Source organism: Catenulispora rubra (assembly GCF_015356825.1).
GTDB classification, from domain to species: domain Bacteria; phylum Actinomycetota; class Actinomycetes; order Streptomycetales; family Catenulisporaceae; genus Catenulispora; species Catenulispora rubra.
Genome location: NZ_JAACYW010000291.1, coordinates 1 through 14,311, shown reverse-complemented (window position 1 = coordinate 14,311; position 14,311 = coordinate 1). Strand labels below are relative to the sequence as shown.

Annotated in this window: 17 protein-coding genes; 8 read left to right on the top strand and 9 right to left on the bottom strand. The window is 70.8% G+C overall.

The window, feature by feature from the left end:
* On the bottom strand, positions 1 to 1,166 hold a 1,166-nt coding region (locus GWK61_RS44695; RefSeq protein ID WP_194918603.1), incomplete at its 3' end, for a cytochrome P450.
* A gap of 61 nt (positions 1,167 to 1,227) precedes the next feature.
* Between GWK61_RS44695 and GWK61_RS44690 the strand changes: the two genes are divergently transcribed.
* Positions 1,228 to 1,860, top strand: a complete 633-nt coding sequence (locus GWK61_RS44690) for a TetR/AcrR family transcriptional regulator (RefSeq protein ID WP_228563974.1) — start codon at positions 1,228 to 1,230, stop codon at positions 1,858 to 1,860.
* 13 nt (positions 1,861 to 1,873) lie between these two features.
* Entirely contained in the window at positions 1,874 to 2,752 is an 879-nt protein-coding gene (locus GWK61_RS44685) for a DUF4429 domain-containing protein (protein ID WP_194918599.1), read from the top strand.
* A 31-nt stretch (positions 2,753 to 2,783) separates the two neighbouring features.
* Here the strand turns inward: GWK61_RS44685 and GWK61_RS57635 are convergent, their stop codons facing one another.
* Together GWK61_RS57635 and GWK61_RS44675 are read right to left on the bottom strand one after the other, a co-directional pair.
* Complete coding sequence (locus GWK61_RS57635) at positions 2,784 to 4,436, bottom strand: serine/threonine-protein kinase (protein WP_228563973.1); 1,653 nt, start codon at positions 4,434 to 4,436, stop codon at positions 2,784 to 2,786.
* A gap of 108 nt (positions 4,437 to 4,544) precedes the next feature.
* Positions 4,545 to 5,516, bottom strand: coding sequence for an alpha/beta hydrolase (locus GWK61_RS44675; protein WP_194918597.1), 972 nt, complete (start codon positions 5,514 to 5,516; stop codon positions 4,545 to 4,547).
* A 65-nt stretch (positions 5,517 to 5,581) separates the two neighbouring features.
* Here GWK61_RS44675 and GWK61_RS44670 point away from each other — a divergent pair, with 65 nt between their 5' ends.
* Entirely contained in the window at positions 5,582 to 6,181 is a 600-nt protein-coding gene (locus GWK61_RS44670) for a helix-turn-helix domain-containing protein (protein WP_194918595.1), read from the top strand.
* A 36-nt stretch (positions 6,182 to 6,217) separates the two neighbouring features.
* Here GWK61_RS44670 and GWK61_RS44665 read toward each other — a convergent pair whose 3' ends face one another.
* The gene (locus GWK61_RS44665) at positions 6,218 to 7,108 is read right to left on the bottom strand and encodes a helix-turn-helix transcriptional regulator (RefSeq protein ID WP_194918593.1); all 891 of its coding nucleotides are present in this window, start codon (positions 7,106 to 7,108) and stop codon (positions 6,218 to 6,220) included.
* 104 nt (positions 7,109 to 7,212) lie between these two features.
* Here GWK61_RS44665 and GWK61_RS44660 point away from each other — a divergent pair, with 104 nt between their 5' ends.
* A complete protein-coding gene (locus tag GWK61_RS44660) occupies positions 7,213 to 7,908 on the top strand; it encodes an SDR family NAD(P)-dependent oxidoreductase (protein ID WP_194918590.1) in 696 nt (231 codons plus the stop codon).
* 4 nt (positions 7,909 to 7,912) lie between these two features.
* Here the strand turns inward: GWK61_RS44660 and GWK61_RS44655 are convergent, their stop codons facing one another.
* Both GWK61_RS44655 and GWK61_RS44650 read right to left on the bottom strand, forming a co-directional pair.
* The gene (locus GWK61_RS44655; RefSeq protein ID WP_194918588.1) at positions 7,913 to 8,299 is read right to left on the bottom strand and encodes a pyridoxamine 5'-phosphate oxidase family protein; all 387 of its coding nucleotides are present in this window, start codon (positions 8,297 to 8,299) and stop codon (positions 7,913 to 7,915) included.
* Positions 8,296 to 8,439 (bottom strand): hypothetical protein, encoded by a 144-nt coding sequence (locus tag GWK61_RS44650; RefSeq protein ID WP_194918586.1) that lies wholly within the window; start codon positions 8,437 to 8,439, stop codon positions 8,296 to 8,298. Before GWK61_RS44650 ends, GWK61_RS44655 begins: the two co-directional genes overlap by 4 nt.
* Positions 8,440 to 8,539: 100 nt before the next feature.
* Between GWK61_RS44650 and GWK61_RS44645 the strand changes: the two genes are divergently transcribed.
* From GWK61_RS44645 to GWK61_RS44635, 3 genes are all read left to right on the top strand, one after another.
* The gene (locus GWK61_RS44645) at positions 8,540 to 9,028 is read left to right on the top strand and encodes a winged helix-turn-helix transcriptional regulator (protein ID WP_194918584.1); all 489 of its coding nucleotides are present in this window, start codon (positions 8,540 to 8,542) and stop codon (positions 9,026 to 9,028) included.
* A 93-nt stretch (positions 9,029 to 9,121) separates the two neighbouring features.
* Entirely contained in the window at positions 9,122 to 9,586 is a 465-nt protein-coding gene (locus GWK61_RS44640; RefSeq protein WP_194918582.1) for a MarR family winged helix-turn-helix transcriptional regulator, read from the top strand.
* On the top strand, positions 9,586 to 10,116 hold the full coding sequence (locus tag GWK61_RS44635) for a YbhB/YbcL family Raf kinase inhibitor-like protein (protein WP_323748038.1): 531 nt from the start codon (positions 9,586 to 9,588) through the stop codon (positions 10,114 to 10,116). The genes GWK61_RS44640 and GWK61_RS44635 overlap by 1 nt, the downstream gene beginning before the upstream one ends.
* A gap of 154 nt (positions 10,117 to 10,270) precedes the next feature.
* Here the strand turns inward: GWK61_RS44635 and GWK61_RS44630 are convergent, their stop codons facing one another.
* The 3 genes from GWK61_RS44630 to GWK61_RS44620 all read right to left on the bottom strand — a co-directional run bounded on the left by GWK61_RS44630 (position 10,271) and on the right by GWK61_RS44620 (position 13,447).
* Complete coding sequence (locus GWK61_RS44630) at positions 10,271 to 10,753, bottom strand: MarR family winged helix-turn-helix transcriptional regulator (protein ID WP_194918580.1); 483 nt, start codon at positions 10,751 to 10,753, stop codon at positions 10,271 to 10,273.
* Positions 10,754 to 10,859: 106 nt separating this feature from the next.
* Positions 10,860 to 11,972, bottom strand: coding sequence for a C40 family peptidase (locus GWK61_RS44625; RefSeq protein WP_194918578.1), 1,113 nt, complete (start codon positions 11,970 to 11,972; stop codon positions 10,860 to 10,862).
* 149 nt (positions 11,973 to 12,121) lie between these two features.
* Positions 12,122 to 13,447, bottom strand: a complete 1,326-nt coding sequence (locus tag GWK61_RS44620) for an NYN domain-containing protein (RefSeq protein ID WP_194918575.1) — start codon at positions 13,445 to 13,447, stop codon at positions 12,122 to 12,124.
* Between the two features lie 167 nt (positions 13,448 to 13,614).
* Here GWK61_RS44620 and GWK61_RS44615 point away from each other — a divergent pair.
* Positions 13,615 to 14,311, top strand: a 697-nt coding sequence (locus tag GWK61_RS44615) for a rhomboid family intramembrane serine protease (protein ID WP_194918573.1), incomplete at its 3' end; no start/stop codon positions are given.

Sequence of the window (14,311 nt, the reverse complement as noted above, 5' to 3'; positions counted from 1 at the left end):
CCCAGCCCCAGCCCCGGGAATCGCGCCACCATCCGCTCGACCGCGACCCGGGCCTCCAGGCGGGCCAGCGCCGCGCCGAGGCAGTGGTGCGGGCCGCCGCCGAAGGCCACGTGGTTGCGCGCGTTGGCACGGTCCAGGTGCAGCTCGTCGGCGTCCGGGCCCCAGTACGCCTCGTCGCGGTTGGCCGCGGCCAGGCCGGCGATGACGAACGCGCCCTTCGGGATCAGCCTGCCGCGCACCTCGTACGGCTCCAGGATGATCCGCCGCGACTGCTGCACCGGGCTGTCGTAGCGCAGCATTTCCTCAACGGCGTTGACGGCCAGCTCCGGCGCCTCGCGCAGCTTCTTCAGCTCCTCGGGGGCGTTCAGCAGGGCCAGCGTGCCGTTGCCGATCAGGTTGACCGTGGTCTCGTGGCCGGCGACGTACAGCAGTATCACCTGCGCCACCAGCTCCTCGTCGGAGAGCCGGTCGCCGTCCTGCTCGGCGGCGATCAGCGCGGTCAGCAGATCCTCGCCGGGGTGCTCGCGCTTGTAGGCGATCAGGCCCCTGACGATGTCCTGCATCTCCAGGCGCGCCCGGTTGATCTCGCCGAGCAGCTCCGGGTCGCCTATCGGCTCCAGCGTCCGGACCAGCAGGCCGCTCAGCTCCCTGATCCGCACGTGATCGGTGTCGGGGATGCCGAGCATCCGGGAGATGACGGCGAACGGGATCGGGAAGGCGACGGCCTCGATCAGGTCGCCGCCGCCGGCGTCGGCGAGCCGGTCCAGGGCGGCGTCCACGAGCTCGGTGACGAACGGCTCCAGCGCGGCCACCGACCGCGGGGTGAAGACCTTCGAGACCAGGCCGCGCAGCCGGGTGTGGTCCGGCGGGTCGCGGTCGAGCATGGACATGCCGTAGGCGTCGAGGGTGTCCCCGGTCACGGGCCCTGCGGCCTCGATCATGGCGTCGGCCTGGAGTCGCGCCGCGCTGTCCTCGGCGGAGTTTCGGTAGTCGACGGAGTTGGCCGAGCGAAGGAGCGCGGAGACGTCGTCGTGCCGGGACAGGACCCAGAAGCCGAAGGGGTGCTCGTGGACGGGCTCTTCGGCCCGGAGCCGGCGGTAGGACGGGTACGGGTTGTCCGTGTATCCCGGCGCGAAGGGGTTGAAGAGCGGTTCGAGATCGGTCATGGGACACACCTCGGATACTCAGAGTCGGAAACATACACTGTGTATGTCGTATGCTCTGGGCATGTCCGGTGTCAAGAGCAGGCGCGAGCAGTACTCGGAAGCGACCCGCGCGGCTCTGCTGGAGGCCGCCGCGCGCCGCTTCGCAGAGCACGGCTTCGCCGGCACGGCACTGGAGGACGTCGCCGCCGACATCCAGGCCACGCGCGGCGCGGTGTACCACCACTTCGCCAACAAGACGGCGCTGTTCCGCGCGGTGCACGAACAGGCCGAGGCCGAGATGCTCAAGCGCGTCGAGGCCGCCGCCGCGGTGCACGCCGACGACGTCCGCGCCGCCGCCGAGGCCGCGTTGGAGGAGTTCCTGGAGTGCTGCTGCGAGCCGGAGTACGGCCGGTTGGTGTGGCAGGAGGCGCCGGTGGCACTGGGCTGGTCGGACTGGAAGGCCAGCGAGGAGCAGTACGCCTTCGGGTTGATCGAGCGGACCATCAAAGCCCTGATCGACGCGGGCGCTTTGCCTCCGCTCCCGGCCGGCACGATGGCGCGCGCGGTGTTCCAGCTGCTCGGCGCGGCCGGGATCGAGCTGGCGCTGACCCCGGAATCGGACAAGGCCCGGGTGAAGGACGAGTACGCGCAAGTGCTGCGCTTCATGCTCGGGGACAACAACAAGCGCGGCGGGACGCGGGAAAACGCAGTCTGATGTAATCGGGGCCATGGCCGAGCTCATCGGGAAGAACGGGACGTGGACCTTCGACGGCGACGTGGTCCGCATCGTGCCCGGTCACGAAAAGGACGTTGCGCGGCTGCGCTCGGCGCTGGGCGAGATCGCGGTACCGCTGGAGGCGTTGACCGGAATCGCTTTCGAGGCCGGGAAGAAGGCGAAGAACGGCGCGGGCCGCATCCGCCTCCGGTTACGCGTCGGCGCCGATCCGCTGTTGCAGGCCTGCGACGGCCGGCTCGCCGACGACGCCGACCCCTACCAGCTGGAAGTACCGGTGGAACGCGGCGGCGTCGCAGAGTACTTCGCCGACGAGGTGCGTGACGCGCTGAGCGTGGCGAAGATCCCCGCCGAGCCGACCGACCGCTACCTGATGGCGCCGCCGTCGGTGCCGATCTCCGCCAACGGGAACGACGGCACCGCCTCCTTCGACGGCGACACGGTGCGCCTGGAGTGGGGCTGGCTGGCCGACGGGAAGAAGCGCTCGGCCGGGAACCGCACGTGGCCGGTGGCGGCGCTGGAAGGCGTGGAATGGCGGCCCGCGGTCGGGATGGACTGGGGCTGGATCCGCTTCCGGGTGCGCGGGGACGCCGGGATCGTCTCGACGAACCCGCGGCTGGACCCGAACTGCCTGGCGCTGTGGGGGACGAAGAAGGAGAGCGGCAACAGCGCGGTGCTGGCCGCCGCGATCGTGGGGCGGATGCCGCACCCGAATGCGAGCCCTGAGACGCCGGAGTCGACCGCGCCCGCCGCCGCTTCCGACCACGACGCGTTGCTGCGTCGGCTGCGGGAGCTGGGCGGTCTGCACCACGACGGCATCCTCACCGACGAGGAGTTCGCGACGGCCAAGCAGGCCGTGCTGAAGCAGATGTAGGAGCAGGAGCAGCAGGAGTAGTGGCAGCGGCTCAGCAGCCGATGGATTTGCGGACGTCGGAGGGCGCCCCTCGCACCACGCCTTCGCAGATCGCTGTTCCGAGATCCACCCCGGTCCACTGCGCGCCGTCGTATTCGTAGACGGCCACGGCGTCGCCGAAAGTCACCGATGCGATCCGGGCGCCGGCCCAACCCTGGTCGCACTTCTCGACAGTGACCTTCGCGTCGGAGGGAAGCGTGCCGCCGTTCTTCTGCCCGGCGAGGGTGAAAGCCTCTTTGTTCGTGAGGCACGGCGGGTTCGGCGCCGTGTCCTTCGACGACGGAGCCGTCGACGGAGCCGTCACCGGAATGTCGGTCGGCGCCACGTTCGGGCTCGTCGAGCCGGCGGTCGCCGGGGCCTGCGAATCCGGCCGGGACACGGACGGGGAGCCCGCCGCGTCCGACGACGTCCGAGCACCCGGCTCGGGGGTCGCCGAACTGGACGCCGGTGCTTCCGCGCCGGTCTGCGAGGAGGCGGAGCTGGTCGTCGTGACCAGGGCCGCCGCCGTGCCGCCCACGGCGAGCGCCGCCACGGCCAGGACCGCGGTGACCGCCCGTCTCGGACGGCGCGTGCGGCGATCGCTGTGTTCGCTGTGGTCGCCGACGACCGTCGAGCCCTCCGCGCCGGGCCGGACCGAGGTCGGGGGCTCGGCGGCCCCGGCCCCGGCCCCGGTGGCGGTGTCAGTGTTAGCGTCGGCGCCGGTGTCAGAGATCGCGGCCAGCAGCGGCACCACGGCGACGTCCTCCGGCGCGCCGCCGTCGCGCAGCGCGGCCACGACCGCCTCGTGCTGCTCGGTGATCAGCGCGTGCACGGCGTCCGGCCAGGTCCGGGTCACCGCCGGCACGTCGCCGAGCTGCGCCAGCACCTGCTCCGGCGTCGGGCGCGCGGCCGGGTCCTTGGCCAGGCAGGCCGCGATGACCTCGCGCAGCTGCTCGGGCACCGGCTCCAGATCGGGCTCGGCGTGCACGACGCTGTACAGCGTGGCCGGGGTCGAGGCGCCCATGAACGGCTCGGTGCCGGTGCACGCCATGTACACCACCGCGCCGAGCGAGAAGATGTCGCTGGCCGGCGTCAGCGGCTTGCTCTCGGCCTGCTCCGGCGACATGTAGCCGGGCGAGCCGACCAGCCAGCCGGTGTGCGTGAGCTCGCTGGTGGCGCCGTCGGTGACGCGCGCCACGCCGAAGTCGATGACCCGCGGGCCGTCGGCGGCCAGCAGCACGTTGGAGGGCTTCAGGTCGCGGTGCACGAGCCCGGCGGCGTGGATCTCGCCGAGCGCGGTGGCGAGCCCCGCGGCCAGCCGTACGGCGGTGTCCGCGGGCAGCGGCCCGGCGGCGTCGATCGCCTCGCGCAGCGACGGCCCCGGCACGAACACCGTGACCAGCCAGGGGATCTCGGTCTCCACGTCGGCGTCGACCACCGGCGCGGTGTAAGCGCCGGAGACCCGGCGCGAAGCGGCCACCTCGCGCCGGAAGCGCTCCCGGAACCCGGGCTCCTCGACGTGCTGCACGTGCACGAGCTTGAGCGCCACGAGCCGCCCGTCCGGCGCCCCGGCCAGGAAGACCCTCCCCATACCGCCGCGCCCGAGCTGAGCGAAGATCCGGTAGGGTCCGATCCGCCGCGGATCGGATAACCCCAGTGGCTTCATAGAGGCCCACCCTAAAGGGGATGCTATCTCTGGGGAAACGCCAGGGGGCGGATCCGGGAGGAAGCGTCGCGCAAAACCGGTGGTCGCCGGGCATGGCCGGATTGAGGTTCAGCGACGGCCGGCGGGGTGCAGGTCTCTCACGGCCTCGACCACGGCGTCGGGACGTTGCATCACCAGCGTCACGTGCCCGACACCCTCGACCTGCCGGTTCTCCCCCTGCGAGAACGACGCGGCCACCTCGTCGTACAGCCGCAGCTTGCCGGCGGTCTCGGCCGCCAGCAGCTCCTCCGGCATGCCCGTCGAGACCGCGCGCTTGAACGCGTCGATTCCCGTCGCGGTCAGGATCACCGTGGGGACGTCCGGGACGCGATCCGCCGCAGCACGCATCTCCTCCCCCAGCGCCTTGACGTTCGAGCCCTCCCGGATGCCGATCCGCAGCCAGCCGGGATGGACGTGGTTGGCGACCAGCGGTTCGCGGATCTCGTCCGGGAAGTCCGCCATCGCTTCCTGGAACAGGCCGCGGTAGAAATCCCTGATTTCCTGCGGGATCTCGCCGGGCACGGCGTTGTCCGGATCGAAGGAGTCCCAGACGTCGGTCAGCTCCTTGGGCATGTACTTTCGGAAGTCCTCGTGCCCCGGCTCGACCAGGACCAGGCCCGCGACCTGCTCGGGGTGGCGGGCGGCGAAGTACCGCGCGTAGAGACCTCCGAGCGAGTGGCCGACGAGGATGCAGGGCCCTGCGACGTCGGCGACGCGCAGCAGTTCGTGCAGTTCGTCGGTGACTTCGCGCAGGCCGCGCGGGATCTTGACCTCGCGGCTGCTCCAGCCGGTGCCGCCGCGGTCGTAGTTCAGGACGGTCGCGAACTGTGCGATCCCTTCCTGGACGCGCCACATGTCCAGGCCGACGGAGCCGCCGCCGGGCAAGAGCACCACTGTGGTGTCCCCTTCACCGGTCCGGTACGTCTGCAGGCCGTGGCCGTTCACCTCATACCGCTGGCCGAACGGCGCGGGCAGTTCGGCGTTCGGATCGGTCGGATCGGTCGGATCGGTCGGATCGGTCGGATCGGTCGGATCGGTCATCGTGGGCTCCCCTCGTCTGCATTCCCAACTATGGGAACGGTACCAGATATGGAAACATGCAGCCCGTGGACACGCTCACCCTCCTGCTGCACCCCGTCCGGCTCCGCATCGTGCACGCCATGGCCGGCGGCCGGGTCCGCACCACGGCCGACCTGTGCGAGCAGCTGCCGGACGTGCCGAAGACGACGATCTACCGGCACGTCGGCCTGCTGGCCGACAACGGCGTTCTGGACGTGGTCGACGAGCAGCGCGTCCATGGCGCGGTCGAACGCCGCTACCGCCTGCGCGGCGCGCGGACGCGCATCGGGCCCGAAGACGCCGCCGGGATGACCGTGGACGACCACCGCCGGGCCTTCGCCGCCGCCGTCGCGGCGCTGCTCGCGTCGTTCAACGGCTACCTCGACGGCGCCGGCGCCGACCCCACCGCCGACTCGGTCGGCTACCGCCAGATCCCGTTGTGGCTCAGCCCCGCGGAGCTCGCGGAGATGGTCGAGGAGATGCAGGCCGGCATCCTGGCGCGGGCCGAGAACGAGCCGGCGCCGGATCGCGGGCTGTACCTGCTCAGCCCGATCTTCTTCCCGATCGAGAAGGCCGAGGGCGACCCGGAAGCAGCAGACAACCCGACGGCGGCCGACTCGGCGACAGGCGACGGCCCCACCAGCTGATCGCCAGTTGATCGTCGGCCAGTCGCCAGCGGCTCCTCAGCTGATCGGCACGTCGGCGGGAGCGGCGGTCGCGGCGCCGGCGATCACGGCCAGCCGCAGCTTGGTCTCGTCCTCGCTGCCCGGCGCCGCCGTCATGACCACGATCTTCAGCTCGGTGTCGCCGTCGCCCAACACATCGCAGTTCACTGTCACAGTGCCCACCGACGGATGCTCGATCGTCTTGAGGTCCTCGCGATGCGCGCCGACCGTGCCGGAGGCCCACAGCTCGGCGAACCGGGCGTTGCCCGCGCTCAGATCCGCGATCAGCCCGGCCAGCCGCCGGTCCTTCGGGAACCTCCCGGTGGCCCGCCGCAGATCGGCGACCACGGCGCGATCGACCATGTCGGGATCGGACTCGTTAACCGGCCAGTGCGCCAGGCGCGCCGCCTCCGCCCCGACCGGGAACTTGCTGCGCGCGAAGTTGCGCAGCCGGGGCGCGGTCGCGGCCGGGTCGCCGAGCAGCGCGGCCCAGCCCCGGTTCCACCACACCAGCTCCCAGTCCGCGGCGAACACCGCGACCGCCGTGTCCCCGAGGCGGCTGAGCACGCGGTGCACGCCGGGCGGGATGTGGTCGCTGATCATGTCGTCGGTCGGCGGGACCAGGTGCGCCAGGCGGTAGAGGTGGTCGCGTTCGGCGACCGTCAGGTGCAGGGCCCGCGCGAGCGACGCCACGACCGGGGCCGACGGCGTCGTGGCCCGGCCCTGCTCCAGCCGGACCAGATAGTCCACGGACACCCCGGCCAGTTCGGCGAGCTCTTCCCGGCGCAGGCCGGCGGCCCGGCGTGCGCGGCCCGACGGGAGCGCCAGCGCGGACGGCGGCAGGCGGTCGCGCCACGTGCGGATCGTCGCGCCGAGGTCGGCTGCCGGTGGAGTGCTCACGTACTCCATAGTCGCTCACCGCCGAGCCGCGTGGCCTGCTCAAGGGTGGTACTGCCGTTCCTACCGTTGAGCTGATCCTGGCCGCCGTATCGCCGCGGGCGAATCATGAAGCCATGGCAATCATCTTCATCACCGGTGCGAACAAGGGGCTCGGCCACGAGGCGGCCTGGCGCCTCATCGGGCTCGGACACACGGTGCTGCTCGGCGCTCGGGACGCTCAGCTGGGTCAGGTCGCCGCCGATGCGCTCGGCGCGCGCTTCGTGCAGATAGACGTCACCGACGACGCGTCCGTCACGGCCGCAGCGGCGGACGTCGCAGGCCACGAGGGCCGGATCGACGTGCTGATCAACAACGCCGGGATCCACGGCCCCTTCGGCGATCCCGGTTCCCTGACCGGAGCCGGCGCGCTCGCCGTGCTCGACACCAACGTGGCCGGTGCGGTCCGGACGATCTCGGCGTTCCTGCCGTTGCTGCGCAAGTCGGCGGACCCGGCGATCGTCAACGTCAGCAGCGGCATGGGTTCCCTGTCGTTCACCCACGATCCGGAGCGCGTCGAGTCCAAGGTGGTCGCGCCGCTGTACTGCGCGTCGAAGGCTGCGTTGACGATGCTCACCACGCAGTACGCCAAGGCGCTGCCCGACATCCGGATCAACGCCGCCGACCCGGGCTACACCGCGACCGATCTGAACGACAACCGCGGTTTTCAGACCGTTACCGAGGGCACCGACGCGATCGTCGCGCTCGCCACCGAGGGGCCGGGGGCCGGTTCGGGGCGGTTCGTCGATCGCGAGGGCGACCTCGGCTGGTGACGTATCAGCCCACTCCCACGGTCTGCCGCTCGGGCTCGATGAGCAGCACGACGCGGTCCATACCGCGGTCGTAAGGCTGCCCGATGTACTTCATCGCGATCGGGTCGATGATCTCCCAGGCCGCGTCGCCCTCAACCCACTCCACCACCCGGCCGCGGATGGCGACCGGCAGGTTGGGGGCGTCGGCCGGGGTCAGCGACAGGGCCACGCGCGGGTCGCGGCGCATGTTGCGGGCCTTGAGACTGTCCGGGCCGGTGAGGATCGCGATGCGGTCGCCGTGCGGGGCGGCCCAGATGGTGACCGAGTGCGGGGCGCCGTCGGGCAGGACCGTGGCGAGGTGCACGAGCGGGGCGGCATCGAGGATGCGGCGGATTTCGGGGTCGAGCTTCATTTCTGGACCTCATAACGAAGGTGGGTGATGCCATCCGTGCGATGGCTGAGCAGGACCAGCGGCACGTTCTCGTGCGGGCTGCCGCGGCCGGTGATGTAACCGTCGACCGAGACGGCGAGGGCGGTGAAGACCTTTCCCATGGCGGTGTCCCCCTCTGGAGTTCCCTTAAGAGACCCTATCGCTGAGTGAACCGTATCACCTTGGGTTCCCTGAGGGAACCCCGAGCGCTAGACTGACCGTATGCAGCGCACGAACTTCAGCGAAGAACTGGCCGCGTGCTCGGTCGCGCGCACGCTCGACGTGATCGGGGAGCCCTGGTCGCCGCTGGTCCTGCGAGACGTGTGGGTCGGGCTCCGGCGCTTCGACCAGATCCAGGCCGACCTGGGGATCTCCCGCAAGGTGCTGACCGAGCGGCTGGGGTACCTGGTCGAGCAGGGGGTGCTGGAGCGGCGGCCGTACGACCAGCGGCCGCGGTACGAGTACCACCTGACGCAGAAGGGGACCGAGCTGGTCGACCTGCTGATGGTGATGACGGCGTGGGGCGACAAGTGGCTGTCCGGGGAGGCCGGGCCGCCGGTGCTGTACCGGCACCATGCGTGCGGGGAGATCAGCCATGTGGAGCTGCGGTGCGCGCACTGCGGCGAGCCGATGCACGCGGACGACATCGATGCCCTGCCCGGGCCGGGAGCTGCTCCTGCCGCGACCGCCGGCGCCGGCTCTACCGCTTGAGGTCGGTGTGCGACGCACTGAGTGTTCGACGCAACGATTGCGTTGCACAACATCTTTCCGTAAGCTGAGCCGCCTCGGAGAGGGGGTCGGCCGATGGCGCGTGCCACACGCCGCGAGCTCGAGCAGCGCGTGATGACGGCGTTGCCGAGCTGGGTGAACACCATCTCGCAGCTGAACCGCGTGATCGCGGAGCGGATGGGCGTCACCGCCAGCGACCTGGGCTGCCTGCACGTGCTGCACGTGCAGGGCCCTGCGACGGCGGCCGAGTTGGCGCGCGAGGTCGGGCTGACACCGGGGTCGGTGTCGCGCATGATCGACCGGCTCGACGCGGCCGGATGCATCACGCGCACGGACGACCCCGAGGACCGGCGGCGCGTGCTGATCGAGGCGTCCAGCGAGGGGCTGGCGCGGATCGCCGCGTACTACGACGGGCTCACGGCGCGGTCGCACGACGACCTCGCCGAGTTCACCCTCGACGAGATGCGGGTGCTGCTGCGGTTCATCGAGCGGTCGCAGCTCGGCGCCACGGAGGAACTGGCTCGGTTGCGGAGGGGGTAGTGACGGTGGAACTGGCTTGGGACGCGGAGGGGCTTCAGGCCCCGGGAACACTTGTATTGACGAGCCCTGATTTCCTCGACGGAGGGCCGATCCCGCAGATCCACGCGGGGAAACGGCTCGGCGGCGAGGAGCTGTCGCCGGCGTTGGCCTGGTCGGCGGTGCCGTCGGGGACGGCGGAGCTGCTGCTGGTGATTGAGGACCCTGACGCGCCTATGGCGACGCCGTACATGCACGGACTCGCGCTGATCGAGCCGTCGGCGACCGGCTTGGAACACGGCGCGCTTTCGGCGGAAAACCCCGGCCGCGGCGTGCGATTGCTGCGGTCGGGCTCGGGACGTGGATGGATCGGGATGGCGCCGCCGAAGAGCCACGGTCCACATCGGTACGTGTTCCAGCTCTTCGCCTTGGCCGAACCGCTGGCCATCGGCTCCAAGGGCGGCGCGGAGGAAGCACAGCCCCGCAAGGTGTTGGCGGCCGCCGGGCCGGTGCTGGCCCGTGGCCGGATCGACGGTTTGTATCAGCGTTCGTAGTAAGCGAGTGGCCGGGCCGCGTCAATTCGCATGGGCGCGCTTGGCGCGGCGGCTCATCTCAGTGTTCTGGAACGCCACGCACTCCCAACCCCGGCCGACGCGCCGCAGCGTGTAGGTCTGGAACCGCCGCCGAGAGCGGACCGTCAGCCCACGCCTACCAGACCCGAGCGGGCCCCACCTGCGAGCTCTCGGACGCCACGTTGCCGTACACGACGTCCAGCAACCGCCGCAGCTCGGCCTGATCCTGCGCGCTCAGCCCGGCGGTCAACCGCGCCTCCGACTCCCCCGCCAGCCCGAACAGCCGCTGCAACTCCCCGCGCCCGGCATCCGTCAGCCGCACCAGCTTCGCCCGCGCGTCCTGCGGCGCCTCCCGCCGCTCCACGAAGCCCCGGTCGATCAGCACCTGCAACAACCCGACCAGCCGACTCGCCGGAATCCCCAACGAAGTGGCCAGCTGCTGCTGCGACTGCTCCCGACCGTCACGCAACCCCCGCATCACCGCAAAATGCCGCGGATGCACATCCGCCTCCGCCAACGCCGCCTCAAAAGCCAGCGCCGCCGCATTACCCACCGAAGCGACCACGAAGCCGAGCGGTTCGTCGGCCGCAACACGGCGGGTAGCAGGGGCTTTCCTCATGGGACCAACCTAGCAAGGCCCAGGTGTCGCATTCCCGCCAGAAAAGGCTGCGAGGATCAGGCCGAAGGCGATCGAGGACACCGGTGTGCGGTCGGTCAGACGAAACTCAAACCCGCACCACCGTGTTCACCGGCATCGACATCAAAGGCGCCATCCGCACCTGGGCCCCGGGATGCGGAGCATGAATGATCTTCCCGTCCCCCACGTACATCCCGATGTGGCTGCGCCCCGCGTAGTAGATCACCAGGTCGCCCGGCTGGATCTGCGACAGCGGCACCTGCGCCCCGGCCTGGGCCTGCTCCGACGACGTGCGCGGGAGTTCCACGCCGGCCTGGCGCCAGACCTTCTGGATCAGGCCGCTGCAGTCGAAGGCGTCGGGGCCCTCGGCGCCGAAGACGTAGGGCTTGCCGAGGTCGGCCAGGGCGGCTTCGATCGCGGCGCGGGCTCGGTCGGAGGGGGCCGGTGCGGTGTGGTCGATGAGGGTGGGGTCGAGTTGCTGGCCGGCGAAGCCGGAGGTGGGGTCGGCGCCGAGTTCGGCTTGAGCCGCCGCCGCGCGCTGGGGTGCGGACAGGGTGTCCAGGAGCGCCTGGGCCTTGTGCAGCTGCTGCGTCACCTGGGCGCGGGACTGCGCGGCGGCGTCGCGGGTCTCGTTCAGGGCGGAGAGCTGGTCGCCGGCGGCGTGTTGGAGCTGGACGATCTGCCGGCGCTCCTCGACCACCTCGGCGATCTTGCGGCGCTGTTCGTCGGAGAGGCGGGAGGCCATGGCCTCGTTGCTGAGGAACGAGTCCGGGTGGTCGGCGAGCATCAGGGTCAGCTCTTCGTCGACGCCGCCGGCTCGGTACTGGTCGGCGGCGATGCTGCCGAGGGTGGCCCGTTGGCGCTGGTAGTCGACCTGCATCGCCTGGAGTGCGGACTGGGAGCGCTGGACCGCCAGGGTCAGTTTGCCGGCCTGCTCCTGCGCGGCGTCATAGGTCTGCGTCAGCTGGTCGGCCTGGCGGTACAGCGCGGCGATCTGCCCCTTGACCGTCTGCTGCTGCACCGTCGAGCGGTCGCCGTCCGGGCCGGCCGGCGACCCCGGTACCGGTGCGGCGGCGGCCGTGCCGACCACGCCCGCGGCGGCGGCCACGGCGGTCAGCGCCGCGGCGGCGACGGTACGGCCCCGCGCGGGCAGGGCCGAGGCGCGGTGCCTCTTTAATCGCTTCGTACTGTGAGGCGCCATTCTGTGATGACCTCCGCATCAGGGCACGCCGGACATTACCGGCGGAACAGCGCACGAACCTAAACCCACCAGACACCGATGAGCAAGGATGAACCACTCAAATAGGTGAGCGGATCAGAGATGAGACATCTGGCGACAAGTCGCCGCCCTCAGGACCGCGCGAGCCGATTGAGCAGCATCGACGCCGGCACCGGCCGCGCCCCCGAACGCCGCACCCCCTCGGCCACCTCGCGGTCCGAGGACACCACCACCACCGGCCGCCCGGCCGGCTCGGCCGCCACCAGGCGCCGGATCAGCTCGTCGGCGATCTCCCCCGGCGCGGAGAACAGCACCCGCACGCCGCGCGGCTGCGTGAGCCGCACCGGCCCGTCCAGCGCGGCGCCGTCGAAGACGCACGTCACCTCGGCCCCGGTCCGCGCGGCCAGCGCCGCCAGCCCGCCGACCAGCCGCACCCGCTGCTCGGCCAGCGGCAACGTCGGGTAGCCGGTCTTGGTGACGTTGTATCCGTCGACCACCAGGTGCACCATCGGCAGAGCCAAGTACTGGTCCAACAGCGCCGGGTCGTCCTTGGCGCGCCCCTGCATGGGCATGTCCGAGGGCGCCACAGAGTCCGGAGACGCCGCCCCGACCGTGTCCGCCGGACGCGTCTCGGTCGGCGGCAGCGCCAACTCGCGCTCTATGCCCTTCACCGCCCCGGTCACGGTGTCCAGCAGCAACCGCAGCCGCATGTCGCCTTCAGAGCGCCCTGAACGGGCCGAACGCCGCGCTGTGTCCAACGCCGACTCCGCGGCCGCCAGACGCGTCCGCAGGCGCCTTAGTTCGGCCTCTGAGGCCGACGCGGCAGATGCCGAGGAGGCGCGTTCGGCCTCCAGCGCCGTCTCCGCAGCCCGCGCGGCCGCCTGAGCACGCCGCATGTCGGCTTCCAGCTGCCGCACCTTGCGCCGCAACTGGTCGCCCTCACGGCGGGCCTCCTCCTGGGCGGCCCTTAAACCGTCGGCCGCCAAGCGCGCCGTCTCCTGCACTTCCGCGAGTTCCGCAGTGAGTCGCGCGACCTCGTTCTCGGCAGCCTCTCCAGCGGCTAGCCGCGCCCCCTGGGTAACCGCCTCCAGAGCGTCCTTGACGATCCCGGTCCAGCCCTGCGGACGCAGCACATAAGCGACCGCCGCGACCTCGTGCGGGTCCGCGGCGGCCGGTACCACCCCGGCGTACAGGGAGTCGGACAGGTCAGGGGAGCTTTCGCGCACCCGTTCGGCGACCCGGGCGCGGAACACTCCGTCGCTCTCCAGAGCCGCGGCCATGGGGATCGCCGCGGCTTTGGCGCGTTTGGCGGGGGCGAACTTGGCGAACGGACGCAGCGGGGCCGGGACGTCGGCGGCCGGGAGCTTGCCCAGCGCCTCGGAGGCGATCTCCACGACCCGCTGCCGGACCGAGTCCGGCAGTGTGATCGTGAGACGTTCGCCCTCCGGTGAGCTCACGTCGCCCCACTCCCTCGCCTAGCCGGAGAGTCCTCCGGACATCGTTCCTGATCCGCCGACCTTATCGGCCGCGCTTATGCGTCCACACCAAGCTCTCCCTTAAAGGTAGGCCCTGCGCGCCGCGTTTCGGATCTCCCGCGCGCACCGTGATGGGCCATGATGCAACAGTGGTGATCCCCATTCACGACAAGAACCCGGTGTCCCGGGCCTCCGTCGTCACCTACGGTCTGATCATCGCGAACGTGGTGGTGTTCCTTTCCGGGCCGATCGCGTTCGCGGGCATGAACCCGGACGCGACACGAAAGGCCAGGGAGAACGCATACCTGTACCACTACGGCGCGATCCCGGCGCAGCTGCTGAACGGCCATGGGAATCCGGTGTGGCCGGTGTTCACCGCCATGTTCGTGCACGCCGGCTGGATCCACCTTCTGGGGAACATGCTCTTCCTGTACATCTTCGGGAACAACATCGAAGACGTTCTGGGGCGCCTTCACTTCCTGACGTTCTATGTCATCGGCGGCGCGGCGAGCACCTATGCCTTCGCCTGGGCGAACCCGACGGCCACCGGACCGCTGGTAGGGGCCTCGGGAGCGATCGCGGCGGTATTGGGGGCGTACGTATACCTGTTCCCCCAGGCAAAGGTGACGTTACTGGTCCCGTTCCTGTGGTTCCTACCTATGCGGGTACCGGCCTGGCTCGTTCTGGGGTTCTGGTTCGTGATGCAGCTGCCGGAGTTCCAGCAGACGATCGGAGTGGCCGGCTCCACGGACGTCGCGTACTTCGCCCACGTCTCGGGCTTCGTCCTGGGGCTCCTGTATGTGGCACTGGTCATCGGCCGAGGACCCCTGTCTCTTATAAACATCT

Excerpts from the sequence above, each read along its gene's own strand:
- GWK61_RS44665 (WP_194918593.1), bottom strand. The coding sequence starts at position 7,108 with ATGGAGTACGTGAGCACTCCACCGGCAGCCGACCTCGGCGCGACGATC.
- GWK61_RS44640 (WP_194918582.1), top strand. The coding sequence starts at position 9,122 with ATGGCGCGTGCCACACGCCGCGAGCTCGAGCAGCGCGTGATGACGGCG.
- GWK61_RS57635 (WP_228563973.1), bottom strand. The coding sequence starts at position 4,436 with ATGAAGCCACTGGGGTTATCCGATCCGCGGCGGATCGGACCCTACCGG.
- GWK61_RS44685 (WP_194918599.1), top strand. The coding sequence starts at position 1,874 with ATGGCCGAGCTCATCGGGAAGAACGGGACGTGGACCTTCGACGGCGAC.
- GWK61_RS44645 (WP_194918584.1), top strand. The coding sequence starts at position 8,540 with ATGCAGCGCACGAACTTCAGCGAAGAACTGGCCGCGTGCTCGGTCGCG.
- GWK61_RS44655 (WP_194918588.1), bottom strand. The coding sequence starts at position 8,299 with ATGAAGCTCGACCCCGAAATCCGCCGCATCCTCGATGCCGCCCCGCTC.
- GWK61_RS44675 (WP_194918597.1), bottom strand. The coding sequence starts at position 5,516 with ATGACCGATCCGACCGATCCGACCGATCCGACCGATCCGACCGATCCG.
- GWK61_RS44690 (WP_228563974.1), top strand. The coding sequence starts at position 1,228 with ATGTCCGGTGTCAAGAGCAGGCGCGAGCAGTACTCGGAAGCGACCCGC.
- GWK61_RS44630 (WP_194918580.1), bottom strand. The coding sequence starts at position 10,753 with ATGAGGAAAGCCCCTGCTACCCGCCGTGTTGCGGCCGACGAACCGCTC.
- GWK61_RS44660 (WP_194918590.1), top strand. The coding sequence starts at position 7,213 with ATGGCAATCATCTTCATCACCGGTGCGAACAAGGGGCTCGGCCACGAG.
- GWK61_RS44650 (WP_194918586.1), bottom strand. The coding sequence starts at position 8,439 with ATGGGAAAGGTCTTCACCGCCCTCGCCGTCTCGGTCGACGGTTACATC.
- GWK61_RS44625 (WP_194918578.1), bottom strand. The coding sequence starts at position 11,972 with ATGGCGCCTCACAGTACGAAGCGATTAAAGAGGCACCGCGCCTCGGCC.